The sequence below is a fragment of the Piscibacillus sp. B03 genome, assembly GCF_052246295.1.
In the GTDB taxonomy this organism is placed as follows: domain Bacteria; phylum Bacillota; class Bacilli; order Bacillales; family Alkalibacillaceae; genus Piscibacillus.
In genome coordinates, this window is the sequence record NZ_JBQQCO010000018.1 from 1 (window position 1) to 19323 (window position 19323).

At 34.8% G+C, this 19323-nt stretch carries 18 protein-coding genes, 1 tRNA gene and 2 pseudogenes; 8 read left to right on the plus strand and 13 right to left on the minus strand.

Going from position 1 to position 19323, the window contains the following annotated elements; genetic code table 11:
* The first annotated feature begins 331 nt into the window (after positions 1-331).
* A complete protein-coding gene (locus tag ACTWQB_RS12195; RefSeq protein ID WP_443139468.1) occupies positions 332-787 on the plus strand; it encodes a hypothetical protein in 456 nt (151 codons plus the stop codon).
* Positions 788-789: 2 nt separating this feature from the next.
* Positions 790-1200: an ATP-binding protein gene (locus ACTWQB_RS12200; RefSeq protein WP_443139469.1), complete on the plus strand. Its 411-nt coding sequence runs from the start codon at positions 790-792 to the stop codon at positions 1198-1200.
* A 154-nt stretch (positions 1201-1354) separates the two neighbouring features.
* Here ACTWQB_RS12200 and istB (ACTWQB_RS12205) read toward each other — a convergent pair.
* Both istB (ACTWQB_RS12205) and istA (ACTWQB_RS12210) read right to left on the minus strand, forming a co-directional pair.
* A pseudogene (gene istB / locus ACTWQB_RS12205) lies at positions 1355-2107 on the minus strand (IS21-like element helper ATPase IstB).
* A complete protein-coding gene (istA, locus tag ACTWQB_RS12210; RefSeq protein ID WP_443139470.1) occupies positions 2100-3389 on the minus strand; it encodes an IS21 family transposase in 1290 nt (429 codons plus the stop codon). The pseudogene istB (ACTWQB_RS12205) and the gene istA (ACTWQB_RS12210) overlap by 8 nt, the downstream one beginning before the upstream one ends.
* A gap of 132 nt (positions 3390-3521) precedes the next feature.
* Between istA (ACTWQB_RS12210) and ACTWQB_RS12215 the strand changes: the two genes are divergently transcribed.
* Positions 3522-4049: a site-specific integrase gene (locus ACTWQB_RS12215; protein WP_443139471.1), complete on the plus strand. Its 528-nt coding sequence runs from the start codon at positions 3522-3524 to the stop codon at positions 4047-4049.
* Here the strand turns inward: ACTWQB_RS12215 and ACTWQB_RS12220 are convergent.
* The 3 genes from ACTWQB_RS12220 to ACTWQB_RS12230 all read right to left on the minus strand — a co-directional run bounded on the left by ACTWQB_RS12220 (position 4017) and on the right by ACTWQB_RS12230 (position 6952).
* Entirely contained in the window at positions 4017-4364 is a 348-nt protein-coding gene (locus ACTWQB_RS12220; protein WP_443139472.1) for an ATP-binding protein, read from the minus strand. The genes ACTWQB_RS12215 and ACTWQB_RS12220 overlap by 33 nt on opposite strands.
* Before the next feature lies 1 nt (position 4365).
* The gene (gene istA / locus ACTWQB_RS12225) at positions 4366-5943 is read right to left on the minus strand and encodes an IS21 family transposase (protein WP_443139473.1); all 1578 of its coding nucleotides are present in this window, start codon (positions 5941-5943) and stop codon (positions 4366-4368) included.
* Between the two features lie 172 nt (positions 5944-6115).
* Complete coding sequence (locus ACTWQB_RS12230; protein WP_443139474.1) at positions 6116-6952, minus strand: DUF368 domain-containing protein; 837 nt, start codon at positions 6950-6952, stop codon at positions 6116-6118.
* A 293-nt stretch (positions 6953-7245) separates the two neighbouring features.
* Between ACTWQB_RS12230 and istA (ACTWQB_RS12235) the strand changes: the two genes are divergently transcribed.
* From istA (ACTWQB_RS12235) to ACTWQB_RS12250, 4 genes are all read left to right on the plus strand, one after another.
* Positions 7246-8796, plus strand: coding sequence for an IS21 family transposase (gene istA, locus ACTWQB_RS12235; protein ID WP_443139475.1), 1551 nt, complete (start codon positions 7246-7248; stop codon positions 8794-8796).
* A gap of 2 nt (positions 8797-8798) precedes the next feature.
* The gene (gene istB / locus ACTWQB_RS12240) at positions 8799-9545 is read left to right on the plus strand and encodes an IS21-like element helper ATPase IstB (protein WP_443139476.1); all 747 of its coding nucleotides are present in this window, start codon (positions 8799-8801) and stop codon (positions 9543-9545) included.
* 235 nt (positions 9546-9780) lie between these two features.
* The gene (locus tag ACTWQB_RS12245) at positions 9781-10236 is read left to right on the plus strand and encodes a hypothetical protein (RefSeq protein WP_443139477.1); all 456 of its coding nucleotides are present in this window, start codon (positions 9781-9783) and stop codon (positions 10234-10236) included.
* 140 nt (positions 10237-10376) lie between these two features.
* Entirely contained in the window at positions 10377-11594 is a 1218-nt protein-coding gene (locus tag ACTWQB_RS12250; protein WP_443139478.1) for a hypothetical protein, read from the plus strand.
* Between the two features lie 321 nt (positions 11595-11915).
* On the opposite strand, the gene ACTWQB_RS12255 is transcribed toward ACTWQB_RS12250, so the two are convergent.
* From ACTWQB_RS12255 to ACTWQB_RS12280, 6 genes and pseudogenes are all read right to left on the minus strand, one after another.
* On the minus strand, positions 11916-12392 hold the full coding sequence (locus ACTWQB_RS12255) for a GIY-YIG nuclease family protein (RefSeq protein WP_443139479.1): 477 nt from the start codon (positions 12390-12392) through the stop codon (positions 11916-11918).
* 213 nt (positions 12393-12605) lie between these two features.
* A pseudogene (locus ACTWQB_RS12260) lies at positions 12606-13217 on the minus strand (transposase); the annotation flags it as partial.
* A gap of 46 nt (positions 13218-13263) precedes the next feature.
* The gene (gene istB, locus ACTWQB_RS12265; protein ID WP_443139480.1) at positions 13264-14022 is read right to left on the minus strand and encodes an IS21-like element helper ATPase IstB; all 759 of its coding nucleotides are present in this window, start codon (positions 14020-14022) and stop codon (positions 13264-13266) included.
* Positions 14019-15254, minus strand: coding sequence for an IS21 family transposase (gene istA, locus ACTWQB_RS12270; protein ID WP_443139526.1), 1236 nt, complete (start codon positions 15252-15254; stop codon positions 14019-14021). The genes istB (ACTWQB_RS12265) and istA (ACTWQB_RS12270) overlap by 4 nt, the downstream gene beginning before the upstream one ends.
* Positions 15255-15313: 59 nt before the next feature.
* A complete protein-coding gene (locus ACTWQB_RS12275; protein WP_443139481.1) occupies positions 15314-15976 on the minus strand; it encodes a transposase family protein in 663 nt (220 codons plus the stop codon).
* 382 nt (positions 15977-16358) lie between these two features.
* Positions 16359-16430: transfer RNA gene (locus ACTWQB_RS12280), tRNA-Arg, on the minus strand.
* 213 nt (positions 16431-16643) lie between these two features.
* Here ACTWQB_RS12280 and clpP point away from each other — a divergent pair.
* Entirely contained in the window at positions 16644-17228 is a 585-nt protein-coding gene (clpP, locus tag ACTWQB_RS12285; RefSeq protein WP_443139482.1) for an ATP-dependent Clp endopeptidase proteolytic subunit ClpP, read from the plus strand.
* Between the two features lie 42 nt (positions 17229-17270).
* On the opposite strand, the gene panF is transcribed toward clpP, so the two are convergent.
* Both panF and ACTWQB_RS12295 read right to left on the minus strand, forming a co-directional pair.
* Positions 17271-18722 (minus strand): sodium/pantothenate symporter, encoded by a 1452-nt coding sequence (gene panF / locus ACTWQB_RS12290; RefSeq protein ID WP_443139483.1) that lies wholly within the window; start codon positions 18720-18722, stop codon positions 17271-17273.
* Positions 18719-18997, minus strand: a complete 279-nt coding sequence (locus tag ACTWQB_RS12295) for a YhdT family protein (RefSeq protein WP_443139484.1) — start codon at positions 18995-18997, stop codon at positions 18719-18721. Before ACTWQB_RS12295 ends, panF begins: the two co-directional genes overlap by 4 nt.
* Positions 18998-19323: the final 326 nt, after the last annotated feature.

Here is a 19323-nt window from a genome sequence, read left to right on the forward strand (position 1 = left end):
ATTCTCGAAATTTCTCTATTTCTTTCAGGACAATTGGACGCACTCGTCCCCCATATTTGTTAACGAATCGATCCCAATGATTATGTTTATCAAAAAATATGCGTCTTAGAATATTATCCATACTAAATAAATACCACAGAACAGCGTTCTATGGCACAATTTTTATACTTTCTTATCTTTTTAAAAAGACCGACAACGCATTCATTTTAGCAAACAAACAACAATAGATGTACTCTATGAAGAGGAACAAAATCACTTCATAGAATTACCTGAAAATGACTACCCGGTATTTAAGGAAAAGTGGGTTCGGGCAAATAAATATGGTGAAGTCATGATTGATCAGGTTAAAGTGCATATACCTAAAAGCTATAATTTTGGTCAAATTCGTTTAGTTTTATACTGGGATTCATTTAAAGTTGTTTCTCCTAACGGAGAATTACTGCATGAAGACTTTAGACCTTATATGCATAACGAAAGAAACATCCCTTGGAAGTCAATATTATATTCGTGGTTAAATAAACCAAGGGTTGTCACCTACTCACGTTATAAACCGTATTTACCAACACGTATTTATGAATATATTCGAATTGAAAATATGGAACTGAGGAAAGATCGTATTCGTTGGCTTATTCAGTATTTAACGTGGTACGACATGAATCAAATAAATGAATTATTTTATGAACTAGTTGAGGAGCAATCTTCTTCTGAAATACAAGATCATCCCTATAATGTAAATTGGTCAATGTACGATCAGTTACAATCGCATGTTAATCAAGGGGGTGAGTAAACATGAATATAGATATCAAAGATATGTGTAAAACTTTAAGGTTAGCTTATGTAGCAGAAATTTACGATACTATCCCGTTTGAAAATAAGGAACAGTACCTAAAAGCATTATTTGATAAAGAGTTTGAACTACGGGAAGAAGCTAGAGCTGATCGGTTATTAAAGAAAGCGAAGTTTTTATATTCAAAAGAGCTGAATACCTACCAGTGGGGAAGTCATGTTCATTTACCACCCCACTTGGAAAAAGAAGAATTACTAGCTCTAAATTTCATCAACCGTTTTGAGAATGTCATATTAACAGGTGCACCTGGTACTGGAAATTATCGAAAGTTTTTGTTTATGAAAAGAAATAAGTGTATATCACTAATTCATCGAAAATATATGTTTATTTCTTTCCATAAACCACCATACTAGATTTATTAATCTAGGAGGTGTTAAATGGAAAATCGAATTCGCATTGAAGAACTAGTTTCAAAAGTATTGACTGAATTAGAAAGGCTAAATTATGCATACAATATAAATGTCAAGTTAATTATGTACAGTTTTGACTGTTTAAGAATGTACAATTTTAATCATTTTCTTTATCCAAATGATCTTTGATTCTGTAAGAATCACCTATGATATTTACCACAGTGGCGTGGTGTAAAACTCGATCTAAAATGGCATTAGCGAGTTTGGAATCTTGAAAGACCTCATCCCACTGCTTGAAATTAACATTGGTGGTCAATATGGTGCTTTTCTTCTCGTACCTCATATCAATGAGCTGGAAGAAGAGTTTGGCATCTTCTTGATCAATAGGAAGGTACCCTATCTCATCAATAATTAATAGTTTATATTTCCTGTAATGTTTTAAGCGAGCTTCCAATCTATTCTCTGCCCGTGCTTTTTTTAGGTGCTGAATGAGTTCATGACATTTGATGAAATAAGTACTATTACGATTCTTAGCTGCAGCTATTCCAATCGATGTCGCCAAATGTGTTTTACCAACTCCACTTGGTCCTAGAAAAACAATGTTTTCTTTATCTTCGATAAATCGTAATGTAGTAAAGTCTAGTATCTGTTGTTTATTAACCGACGGTTGAAACTCAAAGTCAAAATCCTTCACCTCCTTCAAGTGAGGAAAAGCTGCGACTTTGACCATGGAACGAACCATATTTTGTTCACGTCAATCTATTTCATGGTTTGTCCACTTAACGAGCGTTTCGACAAAAGATTGTTGGTTAGATACTGCTGTATCAATAATATCATCAAGATGTTCATGCATTTGTTTTAGCTTCAAATATTCGAGATTTTTAATGAGTTGCTGGTAACTACTATTCATCTTTATAGACCTCCCCAATAGCCTCTAAATTTCTTTTGGACCAATCATCCGTATCAATATCTTCATGCGTATTCATAGATAAAACCTTTTCGTAATGTGATGGATCATAATTCAGTTTCATTTGACTAATGGGATGTCTAGCGATTAAGGCCGTGTTATAATGAACATGTATATGGTTATCATAAATTTGTAAACCAACGGTTTTTCCTTTGTATTCAGGTGGGACTGAATACTGGTTACTCTGATAAGTAATCATACTTGATGGATTAACCTTTACAAGTTTATGAACGATTTTATATGAATCTCTTATAGACTTCCTGGGTAGGGGCTGTAAGAGATTCTTTTCTTGTTTAAAAGCCAATATTGGAATTTTTCCTGTCCCTTGGTGGTAGCTATGATTAGCACGTTCATTTAAGGATTGTACAAATTCATGTAATTCTTCATAGTTCAACTGACCTTGATAAGCATGAATTTCATCCAATAATTTCATAACATTTTCGGCTTTTCCTTTCGTTTGAGGTTTACCTGCCTCACAGGGTTTAATGATGAATCCGAAATCCTTTGAAAAATGATCAAAACGCTCGTTGACCACGCCCTTTGAATAAGATGTTCTCGGATGATCCATAACAGTTTTCATGTTATCTGTTAGTAGTATTTTAGGTACACCACCCAATGATTCAAAGGTTTCTGTTAGAAAAGACATGAGGACACTTTGTGATTTAGAAAGCGTCAGGTAAAAAGCTTTGAACCGAGAATGTGATAATAATAAAACCGCAACGTTCACATAGATAATTTCTCCATCCCGCGTGATGTACTTAATATTTTCTTTCCAATCAAATTGAGCTTGTTCTCCAGGTGGGGTTTCAAATCTCAACACCGGTTTAGCTGAAGGTGTTCGTTTTCCGTCGGAAAAATAAGATTGAAACTCGGGTTTACTAGATATATAACTTCTAAAACGAGATTGTGAGCAATCTAATCCATGATTATCTGTTAAGTACTGCCACAACACCCTCTTATAATAAAAGACTTGCGGTGAATCTTTTGAAAGAAGAAGGGAAATAGTGCCGTAATAATCGTCTATTTTAGATTTTCGACTTCTGGACTGATTAGGTACATATCCATTCAAATACTTATCAACTGTTCGTCGATCGACATTGAGTTGCCGTGCTAGTTCACTCTTATTAATTTTCATCCCAAGACTCTCCATCATTAGTTTATATTTGGATAAGTCTGTTAGACTATCCACTTGAAAATCAGTTGTTAAATTAATCGATAAATGCATTCTCCTCACCTCAAATTAAGTATGCATTTATCGATCAGAGTTGTACATTCTTAAATGATCATTTATGTACATTTATAAACTAGCATTTATACATACAACACTGTTTGTGGTTATCGTGCATTTTACAAAAGAGTGATTGCATTTGCAAAGGAGCGTAATGAAATCTATTTTTCAGAAGTGTTAGGAAGAGACTTTTTAAGTGAAAAGTATAACTGCACAATTGACTACTATAAGGAAGTCATGCCTAAAGGTCTAAAAGGGCCTATTAGAAGGATAAAAGTTTTGGGTGATTACCAACTTCATCGTGTGATAATCCGAAGGATTGTAAAAAAATCAGGATATATTAAGCCAGAACAGTTTAAAGCTGAACTTACTGCTTATGAAAGGGAATGTGAAAATAACGAGTACTCCAAAAGAGGCCTACGTACACGTATGCAACGTTTGTTTTTCTTTATTGATTACCTTGATAATAGAAATGTCCAGAATTCAAATGAAATTACTGCAGAGATGATTTCTGATTATGTAAAAACGATTTACAGATATCATGAAAAAAGTATTGCATCCATCTTAACAACGCTAAGGGTCTATTTAAGATTCCTCTATCTTAATCAATATACGAGTGAAGATTTATCGATAATTACCAGTCCCTGGCGGTCCTAATAGAATTAGGTTATACAACTGGTCAATCCAATTAAGTTCAATCAGTTGATTAAATTGGCGTTTACTTAAGGAAGGCTGTTCCTCTAGATTAAAGTCCTGTAATATTTTATGAAAAGGGAATGAAGCCCATTTCATACGTCTTTCTACCAACTTTTCTTCTCGACGTGTTTGCTCATAGTTCATGATTTCTAATAAAAATGCCTGATATGATAAGTTTTGAGTTTCTGCTTTTGTTAGAAATTCTGATAACTCGTTGGCAGCTTCAGTCAAACGTAGCGATTTCAATAAATCTTGTAGTCCCGTTGAATTCTTCATATTAATTACCCTCCAATATATTGAGATAGTCATTGACGTTTCTCTGAGATGGTTTGGCTCGGAGGATATCTAATTGATCTGATTGTATCGGTTGAACAATGTGATCATGGTGAGTTGAAGATTGTTCAGGAACTAATCGCTCACGTTTGACATGTTCAATCATATCTTTGAATTCGCCCGCACTAAACAACTTCATACCTAAACAGGCGTTTAATGCTTCTTGTAATACATGCTCATTATTTTGCTCACATTGTTTAGAAATCATTTGTAATTGATCTCTCATATAACGTGGAAACACTTTTCGTATTTCTGATAAATAGGTGAATGCCTTTGAAGAATCTTTAAACTTTTCCGAAACAGTCGTTATAAAAGCATCTATACCTTTAGATCGGTCCCTAGTGTGAGTTCGATCTTGTATTAACTTACCTCGACTATTTGAAATCTGATGTTTGCCTAATAATTCACCTGTCTCTTGATGAATAATGGTTAGTTGATCTTCTTTGATATACAAATGGACTTCTGTACCGTATGGACTGAAAGTTCCAAGAGGAACACTATACCTATTGGCTTTATAAAGGATAGTATTGTCCTTACGGACGACTCTTGGTATACTTGAAATATCGTTGTTATGTTCAGTGTTGGTCGCACTGAATGATCTAAAGATCGGTCGTAAATGTTCTTTTTCTATGTTGAACATTTCGGTCGGTCTTTTTTTCGTGATATTATGAATTTTGCCGTTCCCTGTGCGATCCAACCATGCCACAGCTTGTTCATTCCATGAATCAATGTTCGTAAACACTCTGTGTTTGGCAAAGTTTTTCTTAATGAATCCAACCACATTCTCGATTTTCCCTTTGCTTTCAGGATCTGCTTTTCTACATACGTGTAGCTTAAATCTCATCTCTTTACGATAAGCTTCAAATGCTGAGGTTAATATTAAATCGCCACGATTTTCACTGACCACAATTAAGTTATCTTGATCATACACAATTTCATAAGGGATACCCCCAAAGTATTGGAATGCCCGATTATGAGACTCAATTAAATCCTTCGTGGTAAAAGGTCGATCTAACCACTCCATATATTTATACCGTGAATGAGATAGCAGCATGGCGACAAAGTACATTTTGACACCTTTGCCGTGTTCATCTTTTTGAATAGTTTCACCAAAATCTAGTTGAGCTTGTTGTCCCATAGGTGTTTCTGGAACAGCCTCATATTGCCTGTGTGTTTTTTCCTTAGGAATGTTATATTCGCCACGTAAAGCACCGACATAACTACGAACGGTACTCTCACCGATTTGAAAATTAGGATACCTTTCGGTCAACCAATCAAAAACTTGAGCAGCTGATAGATCATGATGTTCTCTTAACCAGGAAAGAATTAAATCTTTATGTATATCAAGTTTTTTCTTTCTGCGTTGAGTTGAGGCAACCCATAAAGCCATTTCTTCTGGTGATTTCTCTAAATAGTTATATAACGTTCCCCTTGAAATACCTAGCTTGTCTGCCGTTTTTGTTTTACTAAACCCTTGTTCTAATAATTGTTGAATCTTAATGTACACTTCCCACTTTTCCACCTTTCGCACCTCCAGCAAAGTAAATGAACTCTAAAAATCTATCATATACTTTTCCGAAGGAAATTTGGTAAAAAAGTGTTCAATTTTATCTAGCGAAAACTGTATAATTTAGTTTAGCAGTTACAATTTGGTGAGATAAGAGTTATGACCAATGTTAGGTGCAAGGAAATCCTCACATTTTTTTCATGTAATGTTTTTGTATGTAATTCAATAAATTAACAACAATAATCCCTAAAAATAAAGTTATCAATGATTCAATTAACATTTTGTTAGTTAATATTCTTTCTAAATTGTTAAATATAGCAATTATAGAACCACTAACTAAACCGAACATTGCTAAGTATATTTCTAAAGGGTATTTATTTAATAAATACTTCACTAATTTACTAGTGATAACCACCCCTAATAAAATACCGCATCCTATAGATAAAGTTATAGGTAAAAATAAATTTATTAAGGACTCTGTGGCTATCTCATAAACCCCTAATATAGTTAGTATTAAAGCTCCACTAATACCCGGCAGCACAAGGGCAGTACTTGCCAATACTCCTGAAATAAAGAGAAAAATATAATTATCAATACTTAAACTAGTTACATCAATACTATTAATACCGGCAAGAAATGATCCAGAAATAACTATTGCAAAAAACGATAAAACAATAAAATAATGTATTAAATTAAGTTTCCTTTCACAATAGGTCATGGTTTGCTTCCATAGGAAAGGCAAAAAACCAATTATAATCCCAACAAAAAACATCAATGTTGGTGTGCGATAGACACTTAAAAGGTAGCTAATTAAATGTAAAGATAAAATAAATCCCATAAACATACCTAATCCAAAAGTAAGCAAAAATGGGTATGCTTCCTTACGTTTAGGACTGGTTATAATACTTAAACAATAAATAAGGTGTTCATATACACCTAACACTAAAGCAACGGTACTTCCACTAACACCAGGTACTGTTTCTGTCATCCCAACAACTGCTCCTCTAAGAAAATTTTTAAACATGATATCCTCTCCTTATATTTTCATTACAATTATTATTAAAACTATCTACTTTTCAAAAATAAAAATTTTTAATAATTATAACATGACACTATTTCCAAGCAGTCACTTTAATACATTTTATTGGTTAATATTATAAATAATGAATAAAGACATGGAGTAAACCCACCTTTGCCATCTTTTTGATCCACTCGTGACATATTTTTGACCCACTTATGACATCGGCAGGTCCACAACCTCCTATATAATAGAATTGCACCAGTAGGTGCGAATTTATTATATAGGAGGTTTTTTGTGTGGTTAAATATCGTGAAATACTACGACTCCATGCACAAGGGGTTACTCAAAGGGGGATAGCATCTAGTTGTAGTCATTCGAGAAACACTGTTAGAGAGGTGGTGAAAAGAGCGGAGGGTAAAAATATTCGGTGGCCTTTCGAAGAGGACTTAACAGATGCTGATCTTCAAAACATTCTGTTTCCAGAAAAACATACTTCTTCAGACTTCAGGAAGAAACCTGATTGTGACTATATCCATAAGGAACTAGCGAAATCTGGCGTTACCTTATCGCTCTTATGGGATGAGTACACACTAAACTGTAGAGCAAATGATGATATACCTTATAGCTATAGGCAGTTTTGTCGGTTTTATCATGATTATGCTAGAAAAACAAAGGCAACCATGCGAATTAAACGTAAACCTGGTGAACAGCTTGAAGTTGATTGGGCTGGACAAACGATGCATCTAACAGATAATTTAACAGGAGAACTCATTCCTGTATATATTTTCGTCTCAACGTTGTCATGCAGTCAATATGCATATGTTGAAGGCTTTTTATCAATGGATTCAGAAAGCTGGATCACAGCTCATATCCATGCCTTTCAATTTTATGGTGGAGTTACAAGGATTATCGTGCCGGATAACTTAAAAACTGGTGTCATTAAAGCGTCACGTTCTGAACCAGTGATTAACCCGAGTTATCAGGAAATGGCTGAACATTATCAAACAACGATTATTCCAGCACGAGTTCGCAAACCAAAAGATAAACCAAGTGCTGAAGGAACGGTTGGCCATATATCAACATGGATTATTGCTTCACTTCGTAATGAGAAGTTTTTCACTCTGAAAGAGATGAATGAAGCTATTCAGGAGAAACTAGAAGAATTCAATACAAAAGCCTTTCAAAAAAAGGAAGGTAACAGGCAGAAGGCCTATTTGGAAGAAGAAAAGTTTGCGATGATGCCTCTGCCTGCTTCAATGTACGAAATCGCCACTTGGCAAAAGGCAACCGTACAATATGATTATCACATAAATGTCAATCAAATGTATTATTCTGTCCCTTATGATTATATCAAATACAGGGTGGATGTTCGCGTTACCCGAAATGTAATTGAGGTATTTTACAAAAGTCTTCGAATTGCATCACATAAAAAACTGACAGGAAAAAGCGGACAATACTCCACAATTCCAGATCATATGCCGAAGGACCATAAACAATATATCGATTTCAATCAGGAACATGTTTTGAAATGGGCACGTACTGTCGGAGACCACACTTTTACTACCGTCCAAAGCATTTTATCCTCATATCAATCTGAAAAACAAGGATTGAAGTCTTGTCTCGGATTGATTAGATTAGGTGATAAACATTCCATTGAACGATTAGAACTCGCATGTTCGAAAGCACTGTCTTACACCACAAGACCAACCCTTAAAAGTATACAAACCATCTTAAAAACTGGACAAGATAAAGAACCAAATCGTGGTTCTTCTAAGCTTCTTACGAAACAAAAAGACGAAAGCTCTTACGGATTTACACGTGGAGCCGATTACTATGGGGGAAGATAAAAATGACAACCGAAAATACACTAACTAAATTAAATGAAATGAGATTGTCAGCGATGGCAGAAACTTATAGAGAACAATTAAGAAACCCAGAATATCAAGAACTTTCCTTTGAAGAACGATTTGGTTTACTTGTGGATATAGAATGGTCTCGTCGACAAAACAATAAATTAGAACGCTTAATCAAATCTGCCGATTTACGTGATAATCAAGCATCTATTGAAGATATTGAATATCATCCCGATCGAAAGCTAGATAAAGCTCAAATTTTAAGGTTAGCTTCTGGACAATATGTTGAGGATCGTCACAATATTATTCTTAAAGGAGCTTCTGGAAATGGAAAAACATATTTAGCGTGCGCATTTGGAATAGCTGCGTGTCGCCAATTCTATAAAGTGAAATACACACGATTACCTGATTTATTAGATGAATTAACTATCGCAAGAGGAGAAGGGATTTACCGCAAGGTAATGAAAAAGTATAAAAAGGTCAATCTCTTAATCCTAGATGAGTGGTTATTAACACCTTTAAAAGAGAGTGAGGCAAGAGATCTTTTAGAAATCGTAGAATCTAGACATCAAGTTGGGTCTACGATATTCTGTTCGCAATTTGATCCAAGAGGATGGCATGAAAAGATTGGCGAGGGCACACTAGCTGATGCCATATTAGATCGTATTGTCCATGGTTCTTATAATATATTAATAGACGGAAACGTATCTATGAGAGAGCGTCATGGCTTAAATCAAGAATAATAATATATATGGGTCACTGCCTTATAGAGGCAGTGGCTCTTTTAATGTCACTTATGGGTCTATTTTATGGCAGAGGTGGATCAAAAAGATGGCAACAGTGGTTCTATCTAGTGGCAATAATCACAAATAATTACAAATTTATATATTTTTTCAAATTATTAATTGACAAAATGTTCAAAATCCATTATATTTACAACTACAGGATCCTGGTTATTAGTAAGAGAGGAGAAAGAATATGATTAAAAAGATAACAACTATATTATTAATATCTTTAGGTGCACTTTTATTATCTACTGTAAATGTTGCAGCCGAAGAGCATGAAGAGATTGGAGGATGGTCTGAAGACACTGGTTATTACTCTAATGAAGATGAATCATCTAAAGATTTTAGCATTCAGTCGGCTACACATAAAGGTTGGGTAACATATAGAGGCGGTGATAATACTAGGATTGAAAAGGCAGCAGTAGGAGAAACTACATGGGCCGCAACTCACTTCACTAGAGCATGGTTGCAAGAACGTAATGGATCTGCAAGAAAAGGCCAACATACTGTGTATGGATCAGGTTATACTAAAGCTCAAAGTGGGTGGGGCATACATCATACTTATTCACCAGACCCATATGTAGCCCGAACTGGATATGGTAGTTGGGATGCACCGGGGCCAATCCCATCATCTAATGAAGATAAATAACATTAGTAATGCAACACCTACCTAAGGTGTTGCATTATCTCTTTAGAGAAAACAATAATATCGCTTACCAATCATATAAAAAAATAATTTATTCTTGTAAAACTAAAAACTAAATCTTTTATAATTCTAGGGAGGATAAATTGGAAAAAATCTTAAATATTTTTAAAAAAGTTCCATTATTAAGTGTTATAACCTTTCTAATAGTTACCATAATTTTTTCTTTTACAATTTTAACGTCACATGACTTCTACATTGCAAATAATGCTCAAATACATATCCCTGAAACATACGAGAATAAAAATATTTACCAAATAAGTGATAATGCTTGGACTGAAGACGAACATCAAATACTTTATGGTGATTCTAATAATTTAATTTCAATGAATAACTTTATTAAAGATCTAAAATTAAATGATAATTTTTATTTTCAAGTAAGTAATTTACACCCTATTGGTATAGCAGATCAAAACCCTGACGTATTTAGTTATTTGTATGAAGAGGGTGCAGGAACACAAGAGGTGGATTTTGGTGGTGTAAAATTTAACTTAATAAAAGGTGCACAACTTGACGAAAAAACTTTTTCATTAAATAATATTGAACTTTCACAAGGGAGGATGTTTAATAAAAAAGAGTATTATTGGAGTGAAACAATTCCAGTGATACTTGGTAATGATTACAAAGAGATTTATAGTATCGGGGATAACTTTAAATTACATTACTTATTTCAGAATTATGATGCGGAAGTTATTGGCTTTTTAAAAAGCAATCAAACTGCGATGACTACTGCAGAACCATCTGTAAATTTAAATAGATATATAGTAATGCCACCTTTATTTTACAATAATGATGACATAAAAAGACAAGTAGATATAGATAAAATTTCGATAGGACCGAATTTATCTATGCATACTTCAGGTTTTCTAATTACGAAACTTAATGAAAGGGAAATTAACTCTATAATTGACGATATCTCAAAATATCATAATCATGAAGGATATTATATTAGTGATATGACTAATCATGTAGAACATTATTTATCTTTTAATAAAGATATAAGAGATTATTTAATAATCTTATTAATTTTTGCCTTTTTATTAGTTACTTACAGTGTATTAGTATTAAGAACATTTAAAACTTTATCTAAAAGCATTTTAACTTATAGTAATTTCAGCCTTTTTATCTATTACTTAATTATTATTATAACGAGTCTAATGTCAACAATAGTTTTTTTTATAATGAAGTACTATCAATATGAAATAGGAAATAGCTTTATTATCAGTTTACTGATAGCCCTTTTATTAATAATAATCATTTTGTTAATTCCTATCTTATTATTTAGGAAATCTCTCAGAACATAATATATATACTTGTGCTAGAATAAATCTTTTTAAGTAAAGTAAACGAGTTATTGTTTTAAAAAATTCAGGAATGTAAATAACAACTATAGCTGCAAAACTCTAAAGTGGTTTCAATAAAATTGTAGCCACTTTGGAATTTTGCATTTTATGTAGAAAATCTACTAAAATATATAAATTTAAACTAAAATTTAAAATAGGTATGAACTTTATAAATCATTCACTGTTAATGAAAGCTAGTTAACAGTATAGTCGCAGCCACTTAAACAATATTTATGAATCGATAAGCGTAAGTCTAAAACCATTATTTATGTTATTGCACATCTATTTATTCCCTCTAGTTTTATTATAACCATTTCTATAAGAATCATAGGTTTCGATAGCATATCTTTCTAAGTCATTTAAAGTGTTAAAACCACTATTTTCAAGAGCAATCATCTTAATTGTCCATTGATCCCCATATTTATAATCTGCATACACATCTCCGTTTCCCCTACCGATAAAATGAGTATTCACTCTATTTAGTACTTGCTTTCCCTGTCCTACATAAAATAGATTTTTTGATTTATTATGTAAAATATAAACACCCGAGAAGTTATATTTATTTGAATATAACGGTTTTCCCTTCCCCCCAAAACTTCTATTCCTCATTTCCAAAAATTCTTGGGGCGTCAATTCTAATGTATTATTGGCCAATTCAAATATTTGTTCTCGTATCCGCTTTTGCTCCCGAAATTGGATTATATAAAGAATAATTAATATTAATATCAAAACAAACGGTATAAAAAAAATAAAATCCACTATAACACCTTCTTTTTTTAAACATTAAATGCACACGATTATAGTTAAATTTTAACATATAAATTTCAGATCATCTTATATTAATTTTGAAAGTAGTACAATAAATGTTTGGTGCAAAATTAGTGCAAATAGATATATTAGTCAACCTTTTCCAAACGTTATCTAAACAGGTTCTAAGTCAAATGTTGGGGTGAGCATACGCTCACTCCTAATTTAATTAATACGAACCTTTAAATTTTTATATTGATGATGCAATAACACCTTTAATCTAAAACGATCAAATCGTTTAAATCCAAAGGCATTACGCTTAATCACTTTGGTTTGATTATTTATGCCTTCTACATAGCCGTTATGTAAATCAAATGCGAAGCTGTTCATGATTTGCTTCTGCCAATTTTGAAAGGTCGATATCGACCTTTCAAACTCTTCAACCCCTGAAGTCTTCACAAGGTCATAATATTGGTATAGCCTTTCTTTTATATCTTTTAAATTTGAACCACTAGCTTTCGCTATTCTGAACCACAATCGGTATGCTTCTTTCAATTGATAAGCTTTTTTTAAGTATTTAGATTTACTAAGGTAATGTTCTAAATACCAGCGTTGTTTGTCAGTTAGGTTTTCGTTATGTTTATAAAACACATGCTTCATTCTTTTACATTTTTTGCGGTCATACTCATCAAATGAGTTCTGCACTTTTCTCCGTACCTTTTCTAGTGCCCAATAAATGTAACGGCAAAAATGAAACCGATCAGCAATTATTATAGGTCCGCCAAGCGCGTCATTAACAGCTGCTTTAAACGATTGGCTCATATCCATTGTCAACAACGGTTTGAATTTCCCTATTTTCAACGGAATGAAATTCCCTATTATTTTAAAGTTGAGCTGGCTGAATGCCAGCTTGTTTCTTTTCTCTCAAGCGGTAAGAATCCCCTTTTATATTAAACGTTGTTGAATGATGCACAATACGATCTAGTATAGCGGTTGCTAATACATCATCCCCAAAAATATTTCCCCACTCTACATAAGATTTATTAGAGGTTAAAATCATGGCTCCACTTTCGTACCTCTTTGAAATAATCTGAAAAAGTGTATGAGCACTTAATTCATCAAAGCTAAAATAACCTATTTCATCCATAACTAAGATATCAGGTCGACAATAGCGTTTAATGATGCGCTGTAAGTGACCTTGCTTTTGGGCTTTTTGACATTCAGATATAAAATCATTCGCTGTTATGAACAAAGCCGTATGACCTTGGGTCATAGCTTCAAATGCCATTGCTATAGCTAAGTGAGTTTTTCCAACTCCGGGTGGACCAAGAAGGATAATATTCTCACCATGATGGATATACCGACCAGTGAGCACTTCCCGTACTCGCTTTTCATCAATACTTGTTTGGAAAGAAAAATCAAAGTCATGCACTGTTTTAATGAAAGGTATCTTAGACTTTTTAATTCTCTTTTCTAATTTTGCTTGTTGCTGACTCTCTAATTCTTTTGTTAAAAGGGTGTGTAAAAACGTTGAATATGGTACATTATTTTTAGATGCGTCTTCTAATAGACCATCTAGTTGGTCTGCTGTATAAGACCAACCTAATTGTTTTAGGTGTTCAATTAGAAGGTCAGTGTTCATGATAACTCACCACCTTCCAATTGATCATAGAGTTGAAGTGAGCGCTGCTCAACTTCTAATTCCTTCTGGGGCTGAGTATGACGTTTGGTCGGCAAACCTTTGGACGTCGTATTCAGTCCTTTATAATGGTTTAAATCAATGTATTCTTTAGAATTCCCTTCTAAAATAGGATGATTAGCGATACATTCGAAGTGGTCATAGATTTCTAAATGATGATTAAGTGTTTCTTTAATTTTTACTTCTTGTCCAACATATCGATAAGGGACAGAGTAACGGTTTCCTTCGTAAGAAATGAAACAATCTTTACTCACTTTGCGAAGTTCCCAGTGATGTATAGGGAATAAAGGTTTGTCACTTGATCTAGCTAGATACTTTTGCTCGTGCTGAAACCTTATTTGCGGTGATTCTTTCGTTGTCTCGTGTACTTTCTTATTAGCTGTTTGCTCCAGCCATTGTCGGACTTCTTGATTAATACCGTTTAAAGTGTCCGAATGTCTTCGCTGAAGAAAATTCTTTTTAACATAACCTACGACATTTTCAATTTTGCCCTTAGTTTGTGGACGATAAGGCTTACAAGCCTTAGGTGAAATCCCGTAATAAGCAAGGAATTCCTCAAACTTCTTATTGAAACGAATTTCAACGGGACTGTGTTTGATGACGGCTGTTTTCATATTGTCGTATAGTATCTGCTCTGGTACACCGTTGAAGTAAGCGAACGCATTCATGTGACATTTCATTAAGGTTTCTAAATTCATGTTATCCGTAAACTCAACATACTTCATTCGAGAATAGCTAAGTACAATCGTAAATGCGTATATCTCTTTCATTTCCCCATCAACGTCATATTTTCCAACATGACCCCAGTCCATTTGTGCCTGTTTACCAGGAGCTGTTTCGTATCGGATCGTAGCTTGCTTTTTAGGCTGTTGTCTAAAAGGTCTAACAAAATCCCTTAGGATTGTCATTTTGCCATCATAGCCCATGGCTTGTATCTCATCCAGTAATACTGAGCAGTTTGTGGTGCCTTCTCGGATTCGTTCTCTCAAATAATCTTTATAAGGCTCCAGTTTACTCACTCTAGGTGATGATTGTTTGCGTTTAGGTAATTGATCTGACTTTATGTACTTCCGAATCGTTTTTGGATCAAACTCGGTCTTATCAGATATAGCCGTAATTGACCAACCTTTTTGATACATTTCTTTAATCATAAAAAATTCCCCATTCTGGACCATCATTTTACACTCCTAATCTATCAATGTATAAAATGATTATCCGTTATTTTTGGGGAAATTCAAACCGTTGTTATTAGGGATTTTATCACCGTTGGTGACACCATGACAACCATTTCTACTTTATCACCATTTTGCTTTAAATAGTCCACCAGTGTCTGCTTCTTTCGATCCTTTAAGATTTCAATAGGTCTACGTTCTATAGGGTCGGCAATAATGGTTTGATACTTTTCGCCACCGGCGTCTCCTTTATATTCATCAATCGCAATGACTCTTGGAAGGTCCGTTGTTTCTTTTAACTTCGTAGAGCTAATTTCATCAAAACGACGCATAACCGTCGTTGAAGAAACCATAAATCGATCAGCTACATCTTTAAAGTTTTTACCATGAATCAGTTCAATGGACAGGGCTTGGTTAAACTCAATTGATTGTCTCTGATAACGCTCTACAACTGAGTTGTCTTCATAGAATCGTTTACGGCATTCTTGATCCTCGCAAATATAACGTCGTTTTCGATAAAACAACATGGTGTTTCTACCAAACGCTTGTGTATGTTGAATCTTTTGTAGTCTATAATCATGAACTTTCTGGGTAAACTTTTGACACTCAGGACATTGGTGAGGTTTTCTCTCCAACTCCACATGGAGTTGGTATAACCCCTCCCCTTCAAAGGATTTAGTAATAATAAACTCTTCTAAATCAGGGATAGAAATGTTAGAATACATAGTACACGCAACTCCTTTTGTTTTTTGTTTTTTAGACTAAACAAATTCTAACAAATTAGGAGCTTGCGTGTTTTTTATTTAGGTTAAATTTTTCTGAGAAATCCAGGTAGGCCTGACACTCCTGCGGGATAAGCGAGCCAGGCGAGACCCCACAGAACGTAACGTTAGTGGAGTTCGAGGAGGCTCGCGGATCGCCCGCGGAAAGGGAAGGCCTAACCTGGAAGGTTAACATAAAGACCTAAAGGATTTATCAGAAAATAACCTTTACCCCAACAAATATTATAGAGCCTCTAACAAAACAAGAACAACCTCAATCCCTTTATCTATAAGGAATTGAGGTTGTTCACTCGATTATTAATCTTCATCACTAAAATGCCTAAAACGCCCTCGGAGGGAATCGAACCCCCATCGTAAGAACCGGAATCTTATGTGTTATCCGTTACACCACGAGGGCATATGGAAGTTAAAATGCATTTGTAATTATACTTCTAGATTCGATATAATTCAAGCATACTTTAACGGTCTTAAAAATAAAATATGATACGTTTATTTCTTATTTTTAATGGGAAAATTGTATGTGTATATCTACGAATTATTTTGTTTGACCTTTATTGACCAAAAAGGTAAGATAAAAGTGTAGAAACTATTGAGCTTGAAAAAGGAGGAAATGAGAATGAATTTAATTCCTACAGTCATTGAACAAACTAACCGCGGAGAACGTGCTTATGATATTTACTCTCGTTTACTTAAAGACCGCATTATTATGCTAGGTGGTCCAGTTGATGATAACATTGCGAACTCAATTGTTGCTCAAATGTTATTCTTAGCAGCTGAAGATCCAGACAAGGATATTTCCTTGTACATTAACTCACCTGGTGGCTCTATCACAGCAGGTATGGCCATCTATGATACGATGCAGTTTATCAAACCTGATGTTTCAACCATCTGCGTAGGTATGGCAGCGTCAATGGGTGCTTTCTTACTTGCAGCTGGTGCACCAGGTAAACGCTATGGTCTACCAAACAGTGAAGTGATGATTCACCAACCATTAGGTGGTACTCAAGGTCAGGCATCTGACATTCAAATCCACGCTAAACGTATCGTTGAAATGCGTGAAAAGCTAAACGAAATTCTAGCCGATCGTACTGGCCAACCATATGAAGTCATCGAGCGTGACACGGATCGCGATAACTTCATGTCAGCTGAAAAAGCTAAAGAATACGGTTTAATCGACGAAGTGATGAAAAAATAATTAATTGCAAATCAAAACCCGCGATTGAATCGCGGGTTTTATTTATATAGCATTCGCATATTCTACTTTACTTTTAGTCATCAAACTAACAACTACATAAACAACCAATGATATAAAGACTGGCAGTGTCACCGTGTGAACGCCTAATAAATTTCCAAAGGCTTCGTTGTAAAAATGAATGCCGATGTATGAACTGATTCCTGTCACCATCGACGCGATGGCTCCGTATTTATTTCCACTCTTCCAATAAAGCCCTAACACCACTGGCCAAATGAAGGCTGCTTCTAGCCCACCAAAAGCAAATAGATTTAAGAAAATAATAAAGTCAGGTGGTTGCACCGCCATTACGAAGACGATGATTCCAATAATGGCTGTCACACTGAAGCTAATCTTTTCCACGTGTTTTCTCGTCGCTTCTGGTTTGATGTAATTAATATATACATCTTTTACGACTGAGGAACTGACTAATAGTAATAACGAATCGACTGTCGACATGATGGCTGCGAGTGGTGCGGCTAGAACAATACCGGCTAACCAACCTGGTAAGACTTCAAGTGCAATGAGCGGGATAACTTGATCCGCCACCTCAATTCCTGGTAAAACGGGTCTCGCAAAGACACCGATTAAGTGCATGTTTAACATAATAAATCCGACCACTATGGTTCCGATGATTAATGCGCGATGCATCGAGCGTGAATCTTTATATGACATCGCACGAACCGCTACTTGCGGAAGTCCAACGACACCTACCCCCACTAAAATCCAGAATGACGTCACATACGCTGCGGATAAATTCCCGTCACTACCATAAGGTGTCACTAAATTAGGATTTTCCGTTCGTAAATCAGCAAAAATTTGGTCAAGTCCTCCACCAGCAATCACGACCCCTATCAATAGGAGTAGCGTACCAAAGAACATGACGACACCTTGTAGAGTATCCGTAATGGATACGGCACGGAATCCACCGATAATGACGTAGATCAGAACCGCTATCGCAAATATAAATAATGCTCCTATGTAGCTTAAGCCTGTAATGGATTGAATCAGGTATGCCCCGCCAATCCACTGGGCAGCCATAGCTGAAAATAGAAAGATAATAATACTTAGAGCTGCTAAGATCACAACGGTTTTACTTTCATACCTTCCTTTTAGAAAGTCCGTTAACGTAACCGCATTATAGCGCCTTGTGACAATCGCGAACTTTTTACCTAAAATAAGTAAAACAAAGTACCCTGTCGCGACCTGAGTCATCGCAAGCAACACCCAGCCAAGCCCAATACTGTAGGCTGCACCTGGTCCTCCCAAGAAGCTCGATGCACTTCCGTAAGTTGCCACCATCGTCATGGCAAGCACAAGCCCTCCAAGTTCACGACTTCCAATAAAATAATCACTTAGAAATGATTTCGATGCTTTTAACTTTTTATTCGACCATATTCCAATAAGAAAAATAAGAGCTAAGAAAGCTAATAAAGGTATTAAAACATCCCAATTCATTCTGTCTGTTCCTCCTCTCGGTCATCTAGAGGAACATCTGTTAATAAAAATTTAACCGTTAAAGTTACCAGCACAACCATCACAAGAAAACCAATGATACAGCTCCAGAAGAACCATGCTGGGAATCCGAAAATATAAGAATATTCTTCAGGAGACTTGTTACCTAAACCATACGCAAAGCCGTACCACCATAGGATATTAATCAAGGCCAGCACGACACCAATGAGCGCTTCACGATGAGCAATCTGAAAGCGCAGGTCCTTTCTCATATCCATTCCTCCCCTTTTGTCTGACTACATTATATCACGGAAACCGAAGTATTAAAGTGTAAGATTTCGCCTGAGACACGATTGTATAGTACAATTCGGGTTAGAGATTAATTGTAATAGATTGAGAAATGGTGCCAACAAAACAATTGTTTTATTATCTAATTTTGAAGTTTATTATCTAAATCACGCGGTTTATTATCTATTTTTAAAATTTATTATCTAAAATGAGCAATTTATTATCTATTTTTTGTATTTTTTATCTAAAATGCACAATTTATTATCTAATTTTTTGATTTATTATCTAAAACGCAGCAGAAAGCACGCACGGCAAC